Genomic DNA, 17,779 nt, shown 5'->3' on the forward strand with positions numbered 1-17,779 from the left:
ATGGCCAAGAATTTTGTCTCCAACTCCCGTGAATCGTCGAGAATGTTCAAAAGTAACTTTCTCGAATCACTTTCGAAGGTGCATTACACAGTGCCCTTGATTATTTTTGTACCTGTCATTTTATACTTTTCCTGGAAAGCGTTAACCTCGCCAGACATTTCTATATTAGAATATGTTGCCTACCTCGCCGGAGGACTTTTTATCTGGACATTGACCGAATATGTAATGCACCGGTTTGTCTTCCACTTTAATCCGCGCGGTAAATTCATGGAGAGGATACACTTCATTTTCCACGGGGTGCACCACGATTATCCGAATGACGCCAAAAGGCTGGTGATGCCGCCTTCCGTTAGTATCCCACTGGCAACAGGTTTCTATTTTCTATTTTCTGTATTCCTTGGAGCGTTCGAATTGGCGGCTTTCTTCTCAGGTTTTATAGCAGGTTATCTGTTTTATGACCTGACACACTATGCGCTGCACCACGCGAACTTCAAAAGCGCATTCTGGAAAAAACTCAAAAAACACCATATGACCCACCACTATTCTGACGCAGACAGAGGCTACGGCGTAAGCTCGGATTTTTGGGACAAGATCTTCCGGTCGGATTATAGGTGATTTAAACGCAGAGTTATTGGAGTGTTTCGCAGACAAAAACTCAGCGAAACTTCGTGTATTACTCCCTTTACTCTGCGTTTAATCATAAAAAAAACCGAGCCGGTTTGGAAGCCGGCTCGGATCAATTGGCAAAATATACCAGATTAAAAGATGTAATTAGTTGCCAGCCTTAACCTGTTCCATAAAATCAGGCGAAGGTTTAAAGTGCGGCACTGGCTGAGCAGGGACCGTGATTGTCGACTTAAGGGAGATATTTCTCGCCTTCTTTTCGGCTCTGATTCTGACAATAAAACTGCCAAAACCCCGAATATAAATATTCTCGCCTTCGCTGAGAGAACCTTTTACTGTAATAAAAAACTCTTCCAACACCCTTTCTACGTCCTCCTTGAGAATCCCCGTTGCTGCGGAAATTTTCGCGATTGTCTCTGCTTTTGTCATTTCAAACGGATTAAAAAATTAAAGCTATTTAACAAAAATATCATGTTTATACCAAAAATGAAACTGATGTAAGCACTACACAATGAATTATTATTCAAAGTGTTACAAGGTGCATTAAATATTTGAAAAAAAATCCTGTATAGAAAAAAAACAATAAAATTTTCTATCAATGTCACGGTATTAAAGATATTGTCTTTGATCAATCCAAGTAGCATGAGATCTTTCATCTTCTGTCGATCAGAGTCCCACTTGCCCGAATTGGCTATTATTTCATTAATTTCGCGAGCAAACATAAAGTTTGAACTACGATGCCAGAAATTGCTCCCTCGATATTAGCCGCTGACTTTGCCAACTTGCAGCGCGACGTAGAATTGCTCAATAGAAGTGAGGCCGACTACATTCATGTGGATATTATGGACGGCATGTTTGTGCCAAATATTTCGTTTGGACTACCGGTTTGCGAGGCGATCAACCGGTATGCGACCAAGCCTTTGGACGTGCATTTGATGATCGAGCAGCCAGACCGTTATCTTGAAGCCTTTAAAAATGCCGGAGCTTCGATACTTACCGTTCATTATGAAGCTTGCACCCATTTGCATAGTACAATACAGCATATCAAGGAGTTAGGTGCACTTCCTGGCGTAGCTTTGAACCCTCATACACCTGTTGAACTGTTGACAGATATTCTGGCTGACCTTTCATTGGTGTTGATTATGTCGGTAAATCCCGGATTTGGAGGGCAAAAGTTTATCGAAAATACCTATCAGAAAATTGCCAGACTCGAGCATATACGAAGGGAAAACGGCTACAATTTCAAAATTGAGGTCGATGGTGGCGTGAATTTAAGTAATTCAGGAAAGTTGGCTAATAGTGGAGCGGATATTCTGGTTGCCGGGAGTTTCGTGTTCAATTCTTCGGATCCCCTTAAGACGATCAGCGCTTTAAAAAATAGTTAATCCCTATGGCCGTCAAAGGAATTGTCCAATATATTCTGATCCTGTTAGGCTCTATTTCAATCACTTATGCAGAAAACAGCATCCCCCATGCCTTTCCTCTAAGGGTTAGCCTTGATGGGAGACATATTGAGGACGCAAACGGTGAGCCATATCTCATGGTGGCCGACGTGGCATGGCAATTGCTCCGCAGAACGAGTTACGAGGAGGCCCTTCAATATTTAGATATCCGCAAATCGCAGTCTTTTAATACCGTTCTGATTCAGGTTCTACCCGGACTTCCAAATCAACGTAATTACTATAAGGTGTCGCCGTTCACTAATGGAGACGCGAAAGTTGCCGACAAACGTTACTTCGATCACCTCCAGAAGATCATAAAAGCAGCCGAAGTTCGTGGACTGGCTGTGGGACTTGTGGTGGTGGGGAAAAACTGGAATACCGTATTTGAAACTCAGGGGATAGACGCGGCGAAAGCTTATGGAATGTATCTGGCAGCGCGTTTCGCAAAAGCCAAGAACATAGTCTGGATTATTCCAGATGAACAATCAACTGGAAATCAAGAGATAAAGGCCATTTCTAAAACTATTAAAGATGAAAATTCCGGAAATATCGTCGCGTCCTTGTCAACCTGCAGTGCGTTAATATCACCTCAGTCTACTGATATCAAGGTGGATATGAAATTTGTAATTCCTGATTCGACCGTCACCGTTTCAGAATATGCCGCGTTGGCAGCTTCTCAGAAAGAAATGACTGAAGGCCAGGCGCAGCCGTTTTTAATTTCCAATTCTGAATTTCCGAAAACCATTGCAGATCAATCGACGCTGATCCGCAACCAGGCATATGAGTCTATCATGAGCGCCGCGGCTGGGTTTTGTCATCAGAGTACGATCAAAAATTTCAATCCAACATGGAAGGTCAACATTCGTCAGGATGGCGCAGACTATATACAGAATTTCGTCAAGATCATGGAGCGACTTCCGTGGGTATTTATGAAGCCTGAGCATGATTCCAAGCTATTACCGGATTCCACCGAAAATGCCGAGATCGGAGTATTCAAACTCTCAAATGGCAGGATGGCCATGCTCTATCTACCTCAGTCAAAGCCGATTCATTTGGATTTAACGCAATTAACCGGAACCGAATTTACGGCCGTTTGGTACAGCCCAAGAACCGGAAAACGCTGGGGCGGCGGCGATTTCCCTTTGTCAACATCAACACTCATTAGCCCTCCCGATGCGCAAGCTGATTGGGACTGGATATTGCTCGTAGGTTCAAAAAATTAGCGGTTATGTCACGCTAATGGTTTGACAGCCTGGCCCGCCTTTGATATTCTTTGGTAAATGTCATAATATTGCCAGTTATAACAATTAGAGAATAACCCGGGTCGCGAGCGACAAATGAGTGAATGCGTGAGTGTCATGCCGTTTTTCCGTTAACCCTTCACCTTTGTCGCCTTTAACCCCATCAACACCCTAAACAAACTCCAGATATCTGGCATTTTAACCAAAGAATGAATATACTCCTACCCCTTTCTAGATCAACTTTCATATTGCTGCTGACGTTTCTTTGCAGCAATGTTTATGCGCAGGAAGTTCTGTGGGCTAATAAGGTATTGGGATTTTCTTCTGAGTTCCGGCCGCTGGGTGATGAAAACGGATATCGCTCAAAACAGATCTTAGGAAAACCCAACAAACTGCCGGCTTCCGGTGACAGTCCATGTGCCTGGACGCCATCTAATCCGGATGGAATCAATGACGAATGGATCAAAGTGGGTTTTGCAAAAGCAGTCACTTTACGTCAAGTAGCTGTCGGAGAAAACTTTAACCCAGGAGCCATATCAAAAGTATATGCTTATACGCCCGAAGGAGCAGAGTACCTTATATATGATGGCAAACCGGGGCGCGTTCCCGAGCCGGCAAGAATGTTAAATGTATATCCGAGTCAAAAGGATATCATCTGTCAAAGTATCAAGGTCGTTCTCCAGCCGTCGGCCGTACCTGGTGAAAATCAAATTGACGCGATTGGCATTTCAGACAACGCTACACCGATTCAGGCTAAAATCAATCTTGCCGCTAACTTGCCAAAGGATTTGAAGAGAGAAAATCTGGGAAAGGCAATTAACAGCAGTGGCGTTGAAGTAGCTCCGCAAATATCGTCGGACGGAAAAACGCTATATTTTACACGCGCCAATCACGAGGAGAATATTGGTATTCCGGGCAATCAGGATATTTGGTATTCAACCATCGGGAAAAATAACCAGTGGACTAACGCTGTTAACATCGGTGCTCCGCTCAACAACGCAGGCGATAACGCTGCATTAGGATTGTCGTCAGACGGAAAGAAGCTCTATGTCATTAACAAATACAAACCCGACGGCACATTGGCACTTGGCCTCTCCTATTCAATACATACGGACGCGGGATGGGGGTTTCCAAGAGAAATGAAAGTTCCCAATTTAAGGGTAAATTCAAAAAATAGTGAAATGGAAGTCGCCGTATCTCCACATGGAAACGTATTGGTGATATCTATTCAAAGTACTGAAACAGAGGGCAGAAAGGATCTTTACGTTTCGTTTCAAAAAAGTGATAATTCCTGGTCTGATTTGGTTAATATTGGCAAAACCATTAACTCCGCAGCTGACGAAGTGGCACCATTTCTGGCTATGGATAACAAGACTTTATATTTTTCGTCCTTCGGCCATAGCGGTTTTGGGGAAGCCGATATATTCATGTCGAGACGTTTGGACGATACCTGGGTCCACTGGTCTGAGCCGGAGAATCTGGGGCCGGTTTTCAATTCTGAAAAATGGGATGGATTTTTCAGTGTTCCTGCGTCCGGGGAATTCGGATACTTTTGCTCGAGTGCCAATACATTGGGCCAGGAAGATATCTTTCGCGTTCGGCTGACACCAGAAATCAAACCGGAGGCTGTTGCTATCATTACCGGGGCGGTATATGATGCAGCCACCAACAAACCAATCCAGTCGCAGGTTATTGCTGAAATTAAAGGCAAAGACGAAACCTTCACCCAAACTGATTATCTGCCATCTGCCGGGGATTACAAATTAATTCTGCCAGCCAAAGCATTATATACCTTTACCGTGTCGAACGACGGGTACTTTCCAGCAGAAGAAGAGATTGACTTGAGTACAGAAACGGGTTTTAGAAATATTAAGCGAAACCTTTACTTACAACCTCTGAAAGCTGGCCAGCAAATCAGGCTGAGTAGTGCAATGTTTTTCCAGAGCAGCTCCGAAGTAGTACCTGCCTCCTATAAAGAACTGGACCGGCTCGTTGCTGTTATGGATACCTATAAAAACATGGAAATTCTGTTAGAAGGTCACACGGATAATCAGGGAGAAATTCAGAAAAATATCAAACTTTCCGAAGATCGGGTGGTTGAAGTAAAAAAATATTTGGCGTCCAAAGGCATTGATCCTAAGCGCATTCAGACCAAAGCATGGGGACCTTCCAGGCCTATTGCCAGCAACGAAACCGAACAATTGCGTCAAAAGAATCGTCGGGTGGAATTTACCATTCTGAAAATCTAATATCGGATACGTTTGTCCGTCCAAAATGCGGACAAATTTGGACCAATCCATCGGATAAATTTACGACCTGTTTTTACCTTATGACTCGATACATTAAAAAAGAATCACGTCTTACCTATATTATATTATTGATCATTATCGCGAGCGGTACGTTCCTGCGTTTTTACCATTTAGACAAGTACAGCATCTTTTACGATGAAAAAAGCACGATGGTGATCAGCCAGGGAATTGTTCTGGAAGGTGCCAATCAGAAAAAGGCCTTTGCTACCTCGCATGTGGGCAGTTCTGAATTTTGGAAAACTCCAGCCCCAAAGCTCGACTACAAACCGCGTCCTCCCATTGCACGATCATTTACTTTTACGGAAACATTTGTACCGAGGGCCTTTACTCCGGAGGAATTCTGGGCTCCTAAAACGCTGGCGGACTATTATGAGGCCTTAACCCGAAGCGATATTGGAAACAGCCCGTTTTATTATTGGCTACTCCACTATTGGCTGGAAGTTTTTGGGATTTCCGACTACTCCGCTCGCGCATTTTCGGTGATATTCAGTGTGTTAATTATCGGTTTGACATATATTTTTGGAAGAAGATTTTTCTCGCAACAGGTGGGTCTGATTGCAGCGGGAATTGTCGCCGTCGAACCATTTTTCATTGCTTACAGCCATCAGGCGAGAAACTATTCGATGACGTTTTTCCTGACCTTCCTGGCTACATACTTTTTTCTGGCAATTATTGAAAATCGAAATTCAGGGTGGAGAACGTTCTGGCTGTACATCGGGTATATCCTGTCTGCAGGCCTCGGCATACTTTCTCATTTCCTGGTTATTGCCGTTTTGCTTTCGCATGCTGTATATGCTTTGTTTTTCTTGAGAAATATCAAGACATGGCTTCGGATGCTGATCGCAGCACCAGCTGTTTTGGCAGGAGTGGCTTGGTGGATGATATTCGGAGGCGGTCAATATACCTTGTATTCTTTAAACCATCAGGCCGCACTTTACAAAAGAATGGCCGAAGAAAATCCCGGAAACAATCCGTTCGGAGCCCTTCCTGCCACTTTTACCAACGTATTTAATAAGTCTTTACCCGTATTTTCAGATTTGATATTATTTACGAATGGACTCACAGATGCGCTTTTAGGAAAAAGGAACACGATCATCGCCATATTAATCGGAGTAATACTGATTGTCTGGTATCGTTATAGTGAAGCTGCATCCGGAAAGCGTGTACTGGGAAGAATCAATGCGAATATCCTGGCGATAATTCCGATTGGGCTTGTTCTTGGAAGTTTGGTGCTTTATAACAATCATAACCTTCAGTTTGGCATTTTATCCGTGAGTATTTTTGCGCTATCGTTTATACCGGACCTTCACAAAAGTCAAACCGTCACAGGTAAGAAAAGGCTCTGGTTATTGTATACAATGGGGCTAATACCGACACTTTTCCTGATCGTGATGGCAATCAAAAACGGGCATACCTATGGTATTACCCAACGGTATTCTGGTTTCTCATTCCCGTTTGTGATTCTGTTGCTTAGTTTGTTGCTGGTTTATTATGCCAAACTTGAGTTACAATACAAGGTTTTGATATATGGCTTTTTCGCCATGCAGCTTTACTTTGTCTCCTACCGGCTGGTGGAACTATATGAAGACCGATCCGCCAAGTATAATTATTTCGCTACACCACGGGTTAAAAATCCCTATACCATTGCTGCTCAGAAGATTATGGAAATATATCAACCGGGCGATACCATCTTTTATCCGGCACCTATTTCTTTGATTACCTCTGAAATGGACCGGACATATCTGCCATTTTCGATACAGGATGCCCAATTCACGAACCTGTATTTACCTAAAACTGCTAAATATATACAGGTAATGGATACGACTCAAACAGAAAAAATTCTGCTTAAACGTAAAATCGAGCGGGACACCCTGGTTATCATGAATTTAAAGGGACTTCGATACGGCTTTCAATAGACATGGAACATCAATTTAAAAAGCCGTCAAATAAGATTTCGTATATTGCGCGCTTATTTGAAGTAAAATGCTCGTTAATTTGTGGTTTAGTTTGAGAAGATTAACCCATAAAAAAAGGTTCGAATTTCATCCTAGCAGACTAAATAACACAGATACACAGACTTGCCATGACAGCAGAAGACATATTAAACGATCCCAAACAGTTGGCCGGTGAATTGCGGCTAAAAGTGCTTGGATTATACCATAAGGCAAATGCCGGACACATCGGATGCTCTTTGAGCTGCATCGACCTGATGGCCGGAGTATTATTTTTGAACAAAGAGGAAAAGGATACTTTTATCCTCTCAAAGGGACATGCAGCGGCTGCATTGTATGCCTGTCTCAATACACTCGGTGAAATTTCAGATGAAGAGCTGGCCACCTTTTACGAGGACGGCACGACCCTTCCTGCTCACCCTGCTCCCCGCCAATATAAGGGAATTCCTTTTGCAACGGGTTCACTTGGTCATGGATTTCCTATTGCATCGGGTATAGCACATGCCAGTAAAGTATCTGGCGACAACAGTACCTCTTTCGTGTTGCTTTCCGATGGCGAAACTAACGAAGGAACTACTTGGGAAGCAGCTAATTATGCTATCCAAAATAAGCTCGATAACTTGATTATGATTATCGACAAAAATGGCTTGCAGGGCTTCGGAACAACAGATCAGGTGATGGGCGAAACAGCATCCATTGACAAATGGAACGCCATTGGTTTTGAAACAGTGAGCGTGAATGGACATGATATTGTCGCTATCAACGAAGCCATAAAAATCTTAAAAACTCATCAAAACGGATTACCTAAAGCAATTATCGCAGATACGGTAAAAGGCAAAGGTGTTTCCTATATGGAAAACAAACTGGAGTGGCACTACCTGCCTATGAACAAGGATCAATACGAGCAGGCCATTTCCGAAGTAAAGGAACACTATTTTAAAGAATTCACGAATGCTTGATCATTTACCGGTCTACCACGATAAAATTGAGAAACTAAAAGGACCTATATTCGTTTTTGGTGCCAGCGGTTTTATAGGTGCTAATCTTTTCAATGATATTTTCAAAATAAGAAAGGATTGCTATGCGCTTACTCATGATGCCACCAAAGCATGGCGTCTCAAATTGCTGAATGTACCTTTCGAGAATATCATCCACTGCGATATACTCTCACACAATTCTGTTCAGGAAGTATTTGAAAAATACAAACCGCAAACGATTTTCAATCTGGCGGCTTACGGGGCATATAGCAAGCAAAGCAGTGTCAATCTGACTTACGAAACCAACGTAATCGGGACTGTAAACCTGTTACAGAACTGCACAAAGGAGATGGTGTACATCCATGCCGGAAGTAGCTCTGAATATGGTTTCAATTGCACAGCACCGAAAGAAACGGATCGCGTGGAACCGAATAGTCATTATGCTGTTTCTAAAGTTTCAGCTGCATATTTGTTAGAATATTACGCCAAACTTGCTGACCTTAAAACAGTTAACTTGCGCCTGTATTCCATATATGGCTATTGGGAAGAACCCGATAGACTGATGTCCCGACTGATCGAAAATCTTCGTCAAAAAAAGTTGCCGCCTTTGGTTTCACCGGATATCAGCCGCGACTTTGTTTTTGTGGAAGATTGTATAGAAGCCTTTGTCGATGCAGCACTTAACCTCACCAGTGAGACATCGGGAAAATCATATAACATTGCTACCGGAAAAAAAACGACGATTGCCGATCTGATCGATACCGCTAAAAAAACATTTGGGATTGAACAAGAGCCGGTTTGGGGTAGTATGACTAACCGTAAATGGGATCTAGCCGAATGGTACGGTGACCCAAGTGCGTTTGAAAAAGATTTCGGCTGGGTAGCCCGCACTTCTCTTCAGGATGGACTTTGGAAAACAAGTCAGTGGCAGGAGGAAGTTGGATACGAGGAAAAGGTAATCCCGGCATTTGAAAATCCGAAACTGAACCCCATCATAACAGCAATTATCGCCTGTTATAAAGATGCGCAGGCCATTCCTTATATGTACGATCGGTTGGTGAAAACTTTCAACCAATTGAAGGTCAGGTATGAAATCATATTTGTAAACGACAACTCGCCTGATAATCAGGAAGAAGTGATCAATGCAATATGTGATAAGGATCCTAACGTGGTAGGCATCAGCCACTCGCGGAATTTCGGCTCCCAATCTGCGTTCTTAAGTGGAATGGAGATCTCTACGGGGGACTGTGTTGTTTTAATGGACGGTGATTTGCAGGATCCACCGGAGATTATTCCTGCTTTTTACGAAAAATGGATGGATGGAAATGACGTGGTATACGGCGTTCGTGTGCAGCGCGAAATGAAACCGCATATCCATTTCTTTTATAAATCGTTTTATAAGATATTCCAGGGCCTAAGTTATATCCCAATTCCACGCGATGCCGGCGATTTTTCAATGATTGATCGTAAAGTGGTTAAAGAACTTGTGGACCTTCCAGAAACAGAGCAATTCCTTCGTGGGCTTCGTGCCTGGGTAGGGTTCAAGCAAACAGGTGTACCATATGTGAGACCAGAACGGATGTTTGGAGTATCAACCAATAACTGGACAAAAAATATCTGGTGGGCTAAGAAAGCAATATTCTCTTTCAGTTTTGCTCCATTGGAATTGATGAGTTACGCAGGTTTTGTATTGACGGGAGTTTCCATTCTTGGAATTATCTGGCAAATCCTGGCTAAACTTGTCTTTTTCCCGGATACACCTCGAGGTATCAGTACCGTTATAGTTCTGATAACCTTCTTCGGCGGTTTGACTATTCTGGGTATATCATTCCTGGGTGAATACATCACCAAGATCTTTGAGGAGACAAAAAAACGACCGAAATATATCAGGACAAGGATCAGACGAGGATCCAAATCCTACAAAACAGCAGATGAGATCAGGACACTTGTAAAACAGTTAAGGAAATGAGAAAGGAGTTTTCATCAGCCATTGAACAACTTGCCGTAGAAGACGATTCGATTGTTTTCATTACGGGAGATCTTGGTTATAACGCCCTTGAAAACCTTCAGGTAAAACTGGGAAACCGGTTTGTTAATGCTGGAGTTGCCGAACAGAATATGGTAGGTGTAGCGGCTGGATTTGCACATAAAGGATATAAAGTATTTTGTTATAGCATTGCTCCATTCGTCGTTTACCGTTGTCTTGAGCAATTTCGCAACGATGTGTGTTTCAATTCATTACCTGTATTTTTAGTTGGTAATGGAGGCGGATATGGATATGGAATTATGGGGAGCAGTCACCATGCAATTGAAGATATTGCAGTTTTGAGTGGTATGCAAAATGCCAATATTTGGGTTCCTGCATTTGCTGATGAAGTAGAGCCAGTTTTGAAAAATATAGTGGCAGACGCAAAACCTGCTTATTTAAGATTAGGAGCGGGAAAAACGACTCCGGAAGGCAGCACGCTTTCGGGTTCATTCAAGATTATTCATCGGGGTATAGATGCCGAAATGACCATTTTCGCTTTGGGTCCAGTTGCGAATAATGTCGTTTCTGCCGTGGCGCAGTTTCCTGAATTATCTTCGAAAATCAACGTCATCACTGCACTACACTTTCCTTTAAGACTTGAAAACGAAGTGCTCAATCTTGTTGAAAGAGCGCCCAACGTCCTTATTGTTGAAGAACATATCAGTATCGGCGGGCTTGCGCAGCAGCTTTCTGTTCAGCTCCTTGAAAAAGGTATCAGGTTAGATTCATTCAAGAGTTTGAAAGCGGAAGGATATCCAAATTCCAGATATGGAAGCCAGGGCTATCATCAGAAACTTTCGGGACTAGATACAGATTCAATAGCAAGCTATATTAGCCAAATCCTGATTCCTGCATGAGTAAAAGGGCTGCCAATATCATCATAAGCCTGATTATTCTGATTCCGGTTGCCGTATATTTTACGGCCTGGGATTACTATGCCATTAATATACCTAAATGGGACGACCATCCATTGAAGGGTTTTATTGATACATATGCGCATTCAAATGGCTGGCAGGCCAAAATCGCGGCACTTTACAAACAACATAATGAACATCGCATCGCGCTAACCAGGTTAATTTCCTGGCTTGATTATTCCATTTTTGGGAAGCTCAATTATCGTCACCTGATGCTGGCCGGAAATTTGTTGTTGGTTGCCCTTATCCCGTTGTGGTATATCATATTAAAAAATAACAAAAAGCCATTTTTCGCGCTCATCCCAATTCCATTCCTGTGGCTGACACTGGCGCAGTGGGAAAATATGTATTGGGGTATGGCCTCTATACAGAACTTTGGAGTGGTCACGCTGGCACTATGGACGCTCTATCTATGTGTTAACCCAAAACCCCTTCCCTACCTGTTTTCCATTCTGTTACTTGGATTGACGGTCTCGACAAGTCCGAATGGCTTTTTTATTATTCCCATCGACGTCTTGCTTATTTTCCTGAATGGTAACAGACAGAGATTAATCGCTTGGATACTAGCGAGCTCTGTTGCTATTTATTACTATTTTTCAAACTATATCCGCCCCGAATCGAACCCTGATTCGAGAGCTTCGCTTGTACAACTCACAAAAGGATATATGGCATTTTTGGGTTCATTTGCCGAGTCGTTCCCCGTTCTTGATCATTTTGGAGTCTGCATATTTATTGGTACTGTTCTATTTCTTGTAGCTGTTTCCATTGCTTCGACGACGCTGTTCCGGATCATGAGGAATAAGTATTCTGCAAAAGCTGAGAAAACTACCGATCTTTTTTGCCTGGGCACGATCCTGTTTATTTTAGGCACCGCGCTGGTTGTAGTCTACGGCCGAGCAGGTTTCGGGCTGGAAGGTCTGATCGCGAGCAAATACAAGATATATTCGGTTCTCTTGCTTATCACGGCTTATCTTTATGTAGTTATTCCTATCAGAGGTAGTTTTTTATCCCCTTATATCACCACCATTATCGCGTTGGCGATCACCTTCAATATTTTCAGCTACCATTATCATTTGGTTGATGCATATAATCTTCGGAAGTATCTAACTATGTCGCAGTTCAACTGGACTTTCCGCGATAAGAATTTACAGCCACCGACTGACACCACGTTTGCAGCCAATGTAATGGAGAAGACGCCCGTGTTTTACGAAGCATGGCCAACATTGATAAAACTCGCTGACAGGCAGGGATATGCGGGTAAAATGAGCGATTTGCCGTCACTTTACAAGAATACAGCCTTTCACAGTGATCAATCGGGTTTTCATTTGGTGAATAATAGCTTCACTAGCCAGCGACTTCAGGATAGCGGTATATATTTGATTTTAAGCTCTGACAACAGATTTTTTGCCTTCCCGGCCAATCGCGACCGGAATAAAAACAGAAAACAGCTATTTCTGAAACAGCACTATTTTGCTTCCGGTTATCATGCTGATGTATCTTTCTCGGAAGTAGCTCCCGGCGATTATAAACTGGGCATTTTACGACAAAACGGAGCGGATATCGATGTGTTTTTTGGAGAAAAAAAGGTTCATATCCCCAAAACGGAGGCCAATAAGATTAAAGTAAACTGGTAAAATGATACACGCAACAAACAAGGGTCATATCATTCAATTGGACGGATTGCGCTTCATTGCTGTGGCCTTGGTATTGATAGAACATTTGAAAGAAGGTTGGGTTTCTTTGGGGCCGTTGGGTGTAACCATATTCTTTGTTCTAAGCGGCTTTTTGATTTCCCGGATACTACTTAAAAGTAAGGACAAACTTGCGGATCAACCCGACGCATTTAAGAAATACCTATCTAAGTTCCTCATTAGAAGAACAATACGCATATTCCCTGTTTACTATCTGTGTCTTCTTGTTGTTTATATTTTCAACGAACCAACGCGGTTTCCGCAGTTTGCATGGTTCGATGAGCCTGCATTGAGGGAGCATCTCGCCTGGTTGTTGCTATATGGTACCAACATTTATATGGCCATTCACCAAACCTGGATGGGGTCGGTCGATCACTTGTGGTCGCTGGCCGTGGAAGAACAGGTATATCTCTTTTTCCCATTATTGATATTCTTTGTCCCACGCAAAGCGCTTCCCGGATGGTTTCTTGTTATGGGAACTTTCGCTGTGTTGCTGCGCGCCTTTTTCTTTTTTAGTGGAAAAACATGGGTAGTATCCTATGTGACAATGCCCGCCTGTCTGGACGCATTTGCAATCGGTGGGTTTATGGCTTGGCTGCAGGTTTACAAATCAGAAACTTTCGCGAAGGTTTTTTCAAAAAGCTGGCCGGTGATCGCAGGTTTGCTTTGCTGGATTGCCCTGCAGTATTGGACACACAATTTCAATGAATTGAAGTATAATGTGGGCAATGTCATTCTGGATAGGTTAGTTTCTTCTATCTTCTGTTTCTTCCTGATCGGAAAAGGTGTAATGGGTTATACTGGCGTGATGGGTTCGTTCCTTGAAAACCGGGTAAGCACTTATTTGGGAAAGATTAGTTACGGAATATACCTGTATCACAACTTCGTTTACAACCATTATCACAGCGGGCTACACCATCCTACGGTACGCCTTTTCAATAAAATTTACCAATATATTCCTGAATTGAGAGACTTTGCGGCCTTTCAGTTCGTCGTAGTTGTAGGGCTTACCATTCTGGTTGCCTCCATGTCATGGCATTTCTTTGAAAAACCGATTAATGCCCTGAAAGACAAGTACGCATACTAAATAAACCTTTTATTATAAAGAGGATACCGTTAACATTTATTAATTTCGCGCCAACTTACCAAATAAAATTCTGCATGTCGTTCCTTCTGAGTATAGTGATGCCCGCTTATAATGAGCAGGATTGTATAGAAAAAGTAGTACATAACTGGACGAGTTTTTTAAAGAAGAAATTCCCTAACGATAATACCACACTGATTGTCATCAACGATGGCTCGAAGGATAATACAAAAGAATTGTTAGATAAATTAAGTAGTGAAGTATCGCACCTGACAGTTATTCACCAGAAAAACGGTGGCCACGGCAACGCGGTTGTGAACGGATATCGTACCGCCCTTTCGCTGCAATCTGAATATGTATTTCAGACAGACAGCGATGATCAGTTCGTTTCTGAGGACTTTGATAAATTGTGGGATCGTAGAAACCAGTCTCAGTTTATATTAGGATATCGCGAGGTACGCCACGATGCAGGTGTTCGCCTGTTCATCACCAAATTTTTGAGAGGTACCATTTCCGCAGTGTACGGAACATATATCATGGACAGCAATATCCCTTTCCGTTTGATAAAGGGGACGTTCCTGAAAAAATTAATGGATCAACTACCTAATCCTGAGCCATTTGCACCAAATATCTTCCTGTCGGTGATGGCTAAAAAATCAGGTCAGGAGACCTTTGACTTACCGATCACCCACAAAGATCGAGAGACTGGAACGGTTTCAATCGTTAAATGGAATTTGTGGAAAGTTTGTATCAGAAGCTTTAAAGAATTACTTCAATTCCGCATTGAACTGAATGAGAAAGTGAAAGCAATTCGTGCTTAAACAACTGGTTTGTGGCTAAGAAAAAAATCCTTTTTGTCCTGTTGGCATTAATTATCGTGCTGACAGGATATTTCGCATTCAAATGGTTCAGAGGCTCGGCGGCTACCTGGAAACTAATTCCGTCGGACGCCATGGTAGTCATTACGAGCGAGCATTTGCAGGATTCTACTTATACCGCAACTGAGGCCGGTCTAGATATTAAGAGACTTCCGTTGATTGACATTGCCAGCGACAACCTTTCGCTCTTGAATTTCCTGAGCAAAGACAAAAAGCGCCTTCACAAATTTTTGAGCAAAAAGTCAATTACTTACTCATTCCATCCAAAAACAGGAACTGAATGGGGAATTGTGTTATATATCCCGGTGAAGGATAATGAAGAAGCAGATTGGCTTGCGCGTCCGACACATCCTGAGGTACGTATAACCCACCATAGCTTTCAGGATAATAGGATTACCGATCTTTCAGACAATGGTTTGCATAGGCTATGCTCCTATATCGTTAAAGATAATTACCTGATTGTCAGTTATTATGGAAATTTGATTGAAGATGTGATTCGTGTGTCTTCATTGAATATTGAAAAATTCCCACTCAGATCGCTCTTCTCTAAAATTGATGACACACCGTTTGGAACAAGTGTATATTTGAAAGCTGGTGCATGGAAATCTGTTATAGCAGAAGGCGTTGGAAGCAGTCATTATACCGAGTTCATCAAAAATTTTCCTGAATTTCAGGATTATCATTTTGGCGATATCAACCAAAAGTCATCGCTAACCATTACATCGGAAGGAACTCCGGCTCCGAAACAATATATTGCTCAATGGCTGAAAGACGGCTCAGGATCATCATTTAAGGGCCATAAATATATTTCCCAGCAAACATCTCTATTATACAGATATGCTGCCGGAGACAGCGCATCATTCCACGAAAATTTCCTGAAATGGCATAGTGAGGCCAGATCAGAAGCTTGGAATAAAGTGTCATACCATATAGGACAAGAAAGCCAACTGCTAATTACAAATTTTCGTTCGGAGCTGATTATGTGTCAGTTAGAGGAGAATAATAGTATAAACGACGGCAAAATATTATTGGCGGAATACTCCAATTATGAAAAACTAAGACCCGTTCTTAAAAAACTCGCGGCTCTATCCAACGATCAGAGCAATAGCAGCACGGACAAATTTCAGGGGTATGATATCTTTTCAATCAGTGTTCCCGAATTTCCATCTGGCATTTTTGGACCATCATTTAAAGGATTTAATAAATCTTACGTTACCTATATTGCTCCTTATCTGGTCTTCAGCAATAACTCCCAGGTCCTTCAAAACTATATTGTTGATTTCGAAAACCAGATTTCGTGGAAGCAGTCGCCTGAATTTGACAGCATATTGGTATCTGCGTCTGTACGTCCGCAAATTTCACTGGTTGCGAATGTCCGCAAGCTTCAATCCAGAAACACGCAGTCTTTCGGAAAGAGCTACTCTGATTTGAATTCGAAGATCGAATCGGTAGTGGTGCAGTGCAGATATGATGGCAAGGAAGCATTTCCGGATATTACATTTAATACAAAAAGCCGGCCAAGCTCACCGAAAGTTGTGAACCGAACATTCCTGAATTTGGATATTGAGCTGCCAGATATGCTTGACAGAGAACTAGTTGCACTTCAAAATCCAATTGACGGAAGTTCTGAATTACTGCTTACTAACCAGCAATATGATTTATTAAAAACAACCGATTTGCGAACCGGCAAGGTTGAGAATGTCGCTAAACTGAATGGCAATCTTGCTACGGGAGCATTTAAAGTCGACTTCTTGAATATAGGTCGCCAGCAACGGGTGTTTGCGACGCCTCATACAGTATATGCCATAGATCAGGATGATTCGACGAATTATACTACTTTTTTCAAAAACCTGCCGTCACTGGCTCAAATTGCTGGCTTGTATCTAATAGACGGTGGCAAAGATGGAAGTAATCGGTTTGTGATCAAAAGTGATAATGAGGAGTTGTATTTGTGGGAAAGTGTGACACAGCCCTTACGCCGACTGAGCAGAAATGCTTTCGACGGTATCGTAGGGCCGGTTGTAACACTCAATCAAATGGGAAATCGCGGTTTTATTGTTACTCAGAGAAATGGCAAAATCTTTCTTTTAGGGGAAAATGGCAGTGTACGACCAGGATTTCCATGTGATATTCTAACACGCGCTGACAGTCCGTTTACATGGACTCAAGACCCTGAAACGGGCCAATCGGAATTAGTGGGTGTGAGCGTTTCCGGGGAGTTGATTCGTATCAATTTAAGTGGAAAGGTAGTGTCACGGCAGCAACTGATACGCCCTGAACCTGGGGCAACATTCCGCCTGCTTTTTGACCAAAATTCGCAGGACTGGATATTGGTGAGAGCTACGCGCTCCAAAATGGCAATCATTACAAAAGACGGTCTTGAATTGTTCGAAATCAAAGATATCCTTCCCAATGCAACAGTAGAGTACAACTTCTTTGGGGTCGATAACCGCTTCATCACAATAAAGTCCGGCAGTTATTCCACCATATTCGATATGACGGGAAAACGGTTGGGTGATAAAGCAATTCCATCAGAGATGCCGGTGAAGTTAACCTATCAACCCGGATATTATAAACTATTGATTTTCAGTAGATCAGAAAAGAAAATTCAGGTTTGGTCTATTAAGCTAAGATAGCA

Annotated in this window: 13 protein-coding genes; 12 read left to right on the plus strand and 1 reads right to left on the minus strand. The window is 42.5% G+C overall.

The genetic code is table 11. The features are described 5' to 3' along the window. Positions 1–615 (plus strand): sterol desaturase family protein, encoded by a 615-nt coding sequence (locus AC1XUD_RS04450; protein WP_483359758.1) that lies wholly within the window; start codon positions 1–3, stop codon positions 613–615. Positions 616–771: 156 nt separating this feature from the next. On the opposite strand, the gene AC1XUD_RS04455 is transcribed toward AC1XUD_RS04450, so the two are convergent. Next, positions 772–1,053: an HU family DNA-binding protein gene (locus tag AC1XUD_RS04455; protein ID WP_483359759.1), complete on the minus strand. Its 282-nt coding sequence runs from the start codon at positions 1,051–1,053 to the stop codon at positions 772–774. Positions 1,054–1,361: 308 nt separating this feature from the next. Here AC1XUD_RS04455 and rpe point away from each other — a divergent pair, with 308 nt between their 5' ends. The 11 genes from rpe (at position 1,362) to AC1XUD_RS04510 (ending at position 17,777) form a co-directional block, all read left to right on the plus strand. Further along, positions 1,362–2,009: a ribulose-phosphate 3-epimerase gene (gene rpe / locus AC1XUD_RS04460; protein WP_483359760.1), complete on the plus strand. Its 648-nt coding sequence runs from the start codon at positions 1,362–1,364 to the stop codon at positions 2,007–2,009. Between the two features lie 5 nt (positions 2,010–2,014). Then, positions 2,015–3,289: an apiosidase-like domain-containing protein gene (locus AC1XUD_RS04465; protein ID WP_483359761.1), complete on the plus strand. Its 1,275-nt coding sequence runs from the start codon at positions 2,015–2,017 to the stop codon at positions 3,287–3,289. Positions 3,290–3,516: 227 nt separating this feature from the next. Next, complete coding sequence (locus AC1XUD_RS04470) at positions 3,517–5,556, plus strand: OmpA family protein (RefSeq protein ID WP_483359762.1); 2,040 nt, start codon at positions 3,517–3,519, stop codon at positions 5,554–5,556. Positions 5,557–5,636: 80 nt separating this feature from the next. Further along, positions 5,637–7,532: a glycosyltransferase family 39 protein gene (locus tag AC1XUD_RS04475; RefSeq protein WP_483359763.1), complete on the plus strand. Its 1,896-nt coding sequence runs from the start codon at positions 5,637–5,639 to the stop codon at positions 7,530–7,532. 167 nt (positions 7,533–7,699) lie between these two features. Continuing rightward, complete coding sequence (locus AC1XUD_RS04480; RefSeq protein ID WP_483359764.1) at positions 7,700–8,527, plus strand: transketolase; 828 nt, start codon at positions 7,700–7,702, stop codon at positions 8,525–8,527. Continuing rightward, on the plus strand, positions 8,520–10,514 hold the full coding sequence (locus AC1XUD_RS04485) for an NAD-dependent epimerase/dehydratase family protein (protein WP_483359765.1): 1,995 nt from the start codon (positions 8,520–8,522) through the stop codon (positions 10,512–10,514). The genes AC1XUD_RS04480 and AC1XUD_RS04485 overlap by 8 nt, the downstream gene beginning before the upstream one ends. After that, complete coding sequence (locus AC1XUD_RS04490; protein WP_483359766.1) at positions 10,511–11,431, plus strand: transketolase family protein; 921 nt, start codon at positions 10,511–10,513, stop codon at positions 11,429–11,431. Before AC1XUD_RS04485 ends, AC1XUD_RS04490 begins: the two co-directional genes overlap by 4 nt. After that, positions 11,428–13,122: a hypothetical protein gene (locus AC1XUD_RS04495; RefSeq protein ID WP_483359767.1), complete on the plus strand. Its 1,695-nt coding sequence runs from the start codon at positions 11,428–11,430 to the stop codon at positions 13,120–13,122. Before AC1XUD_RS04490 ends, AC1XUD_RS04495 begins: the two co-directional genes overlap by 4 nt. Before the next feature lies 1 nt (position 13,123). Then, the gene (locus AC1XUD_RS04500; protein ID WP_483359768.1) at positions 13,124–14,266 is read left to right on the plus strand and encodes an acyltransferase family protein; all 1,143 of its coding nucleotides are present in this window, start codon (positions 13,124–13,126) and stop codon (positions 14,264–14,266) included. Between the two features lie 74 nt (positions 14,267–14,340). Next, the gene (locus tag AC1XUD_RS04505) at positions 14,341–15,084 is read left to right on the plus strand and encodes a glycosyltransferase family 2 protein (protein WP_483359769.1); all 744 of its coding nucleotides are present in this window, start codon (positions 14,341–14,343) and stop codon (positions 15,082–15,084) included. An 11-nt stretch (positions 15,085–15,095) separates the two neighbouring features. Further along, complete coding sequence (locus AC1XUD_RS04510) at positions 15,096–17,777, plus strand: DUF3352 domain-containing protein (protein ID WP_483359770.1); 2,682 nt, start codon at positions 15,096–15,098, stop codon at positions 17,775–17,777. Positions 17,778–17,779 lie beyond the last annotated feature (2 nt).

It is taken from the genome of Dyadobacter sp. HNCC25DJ184 (genome assembly GCF_056895215.1).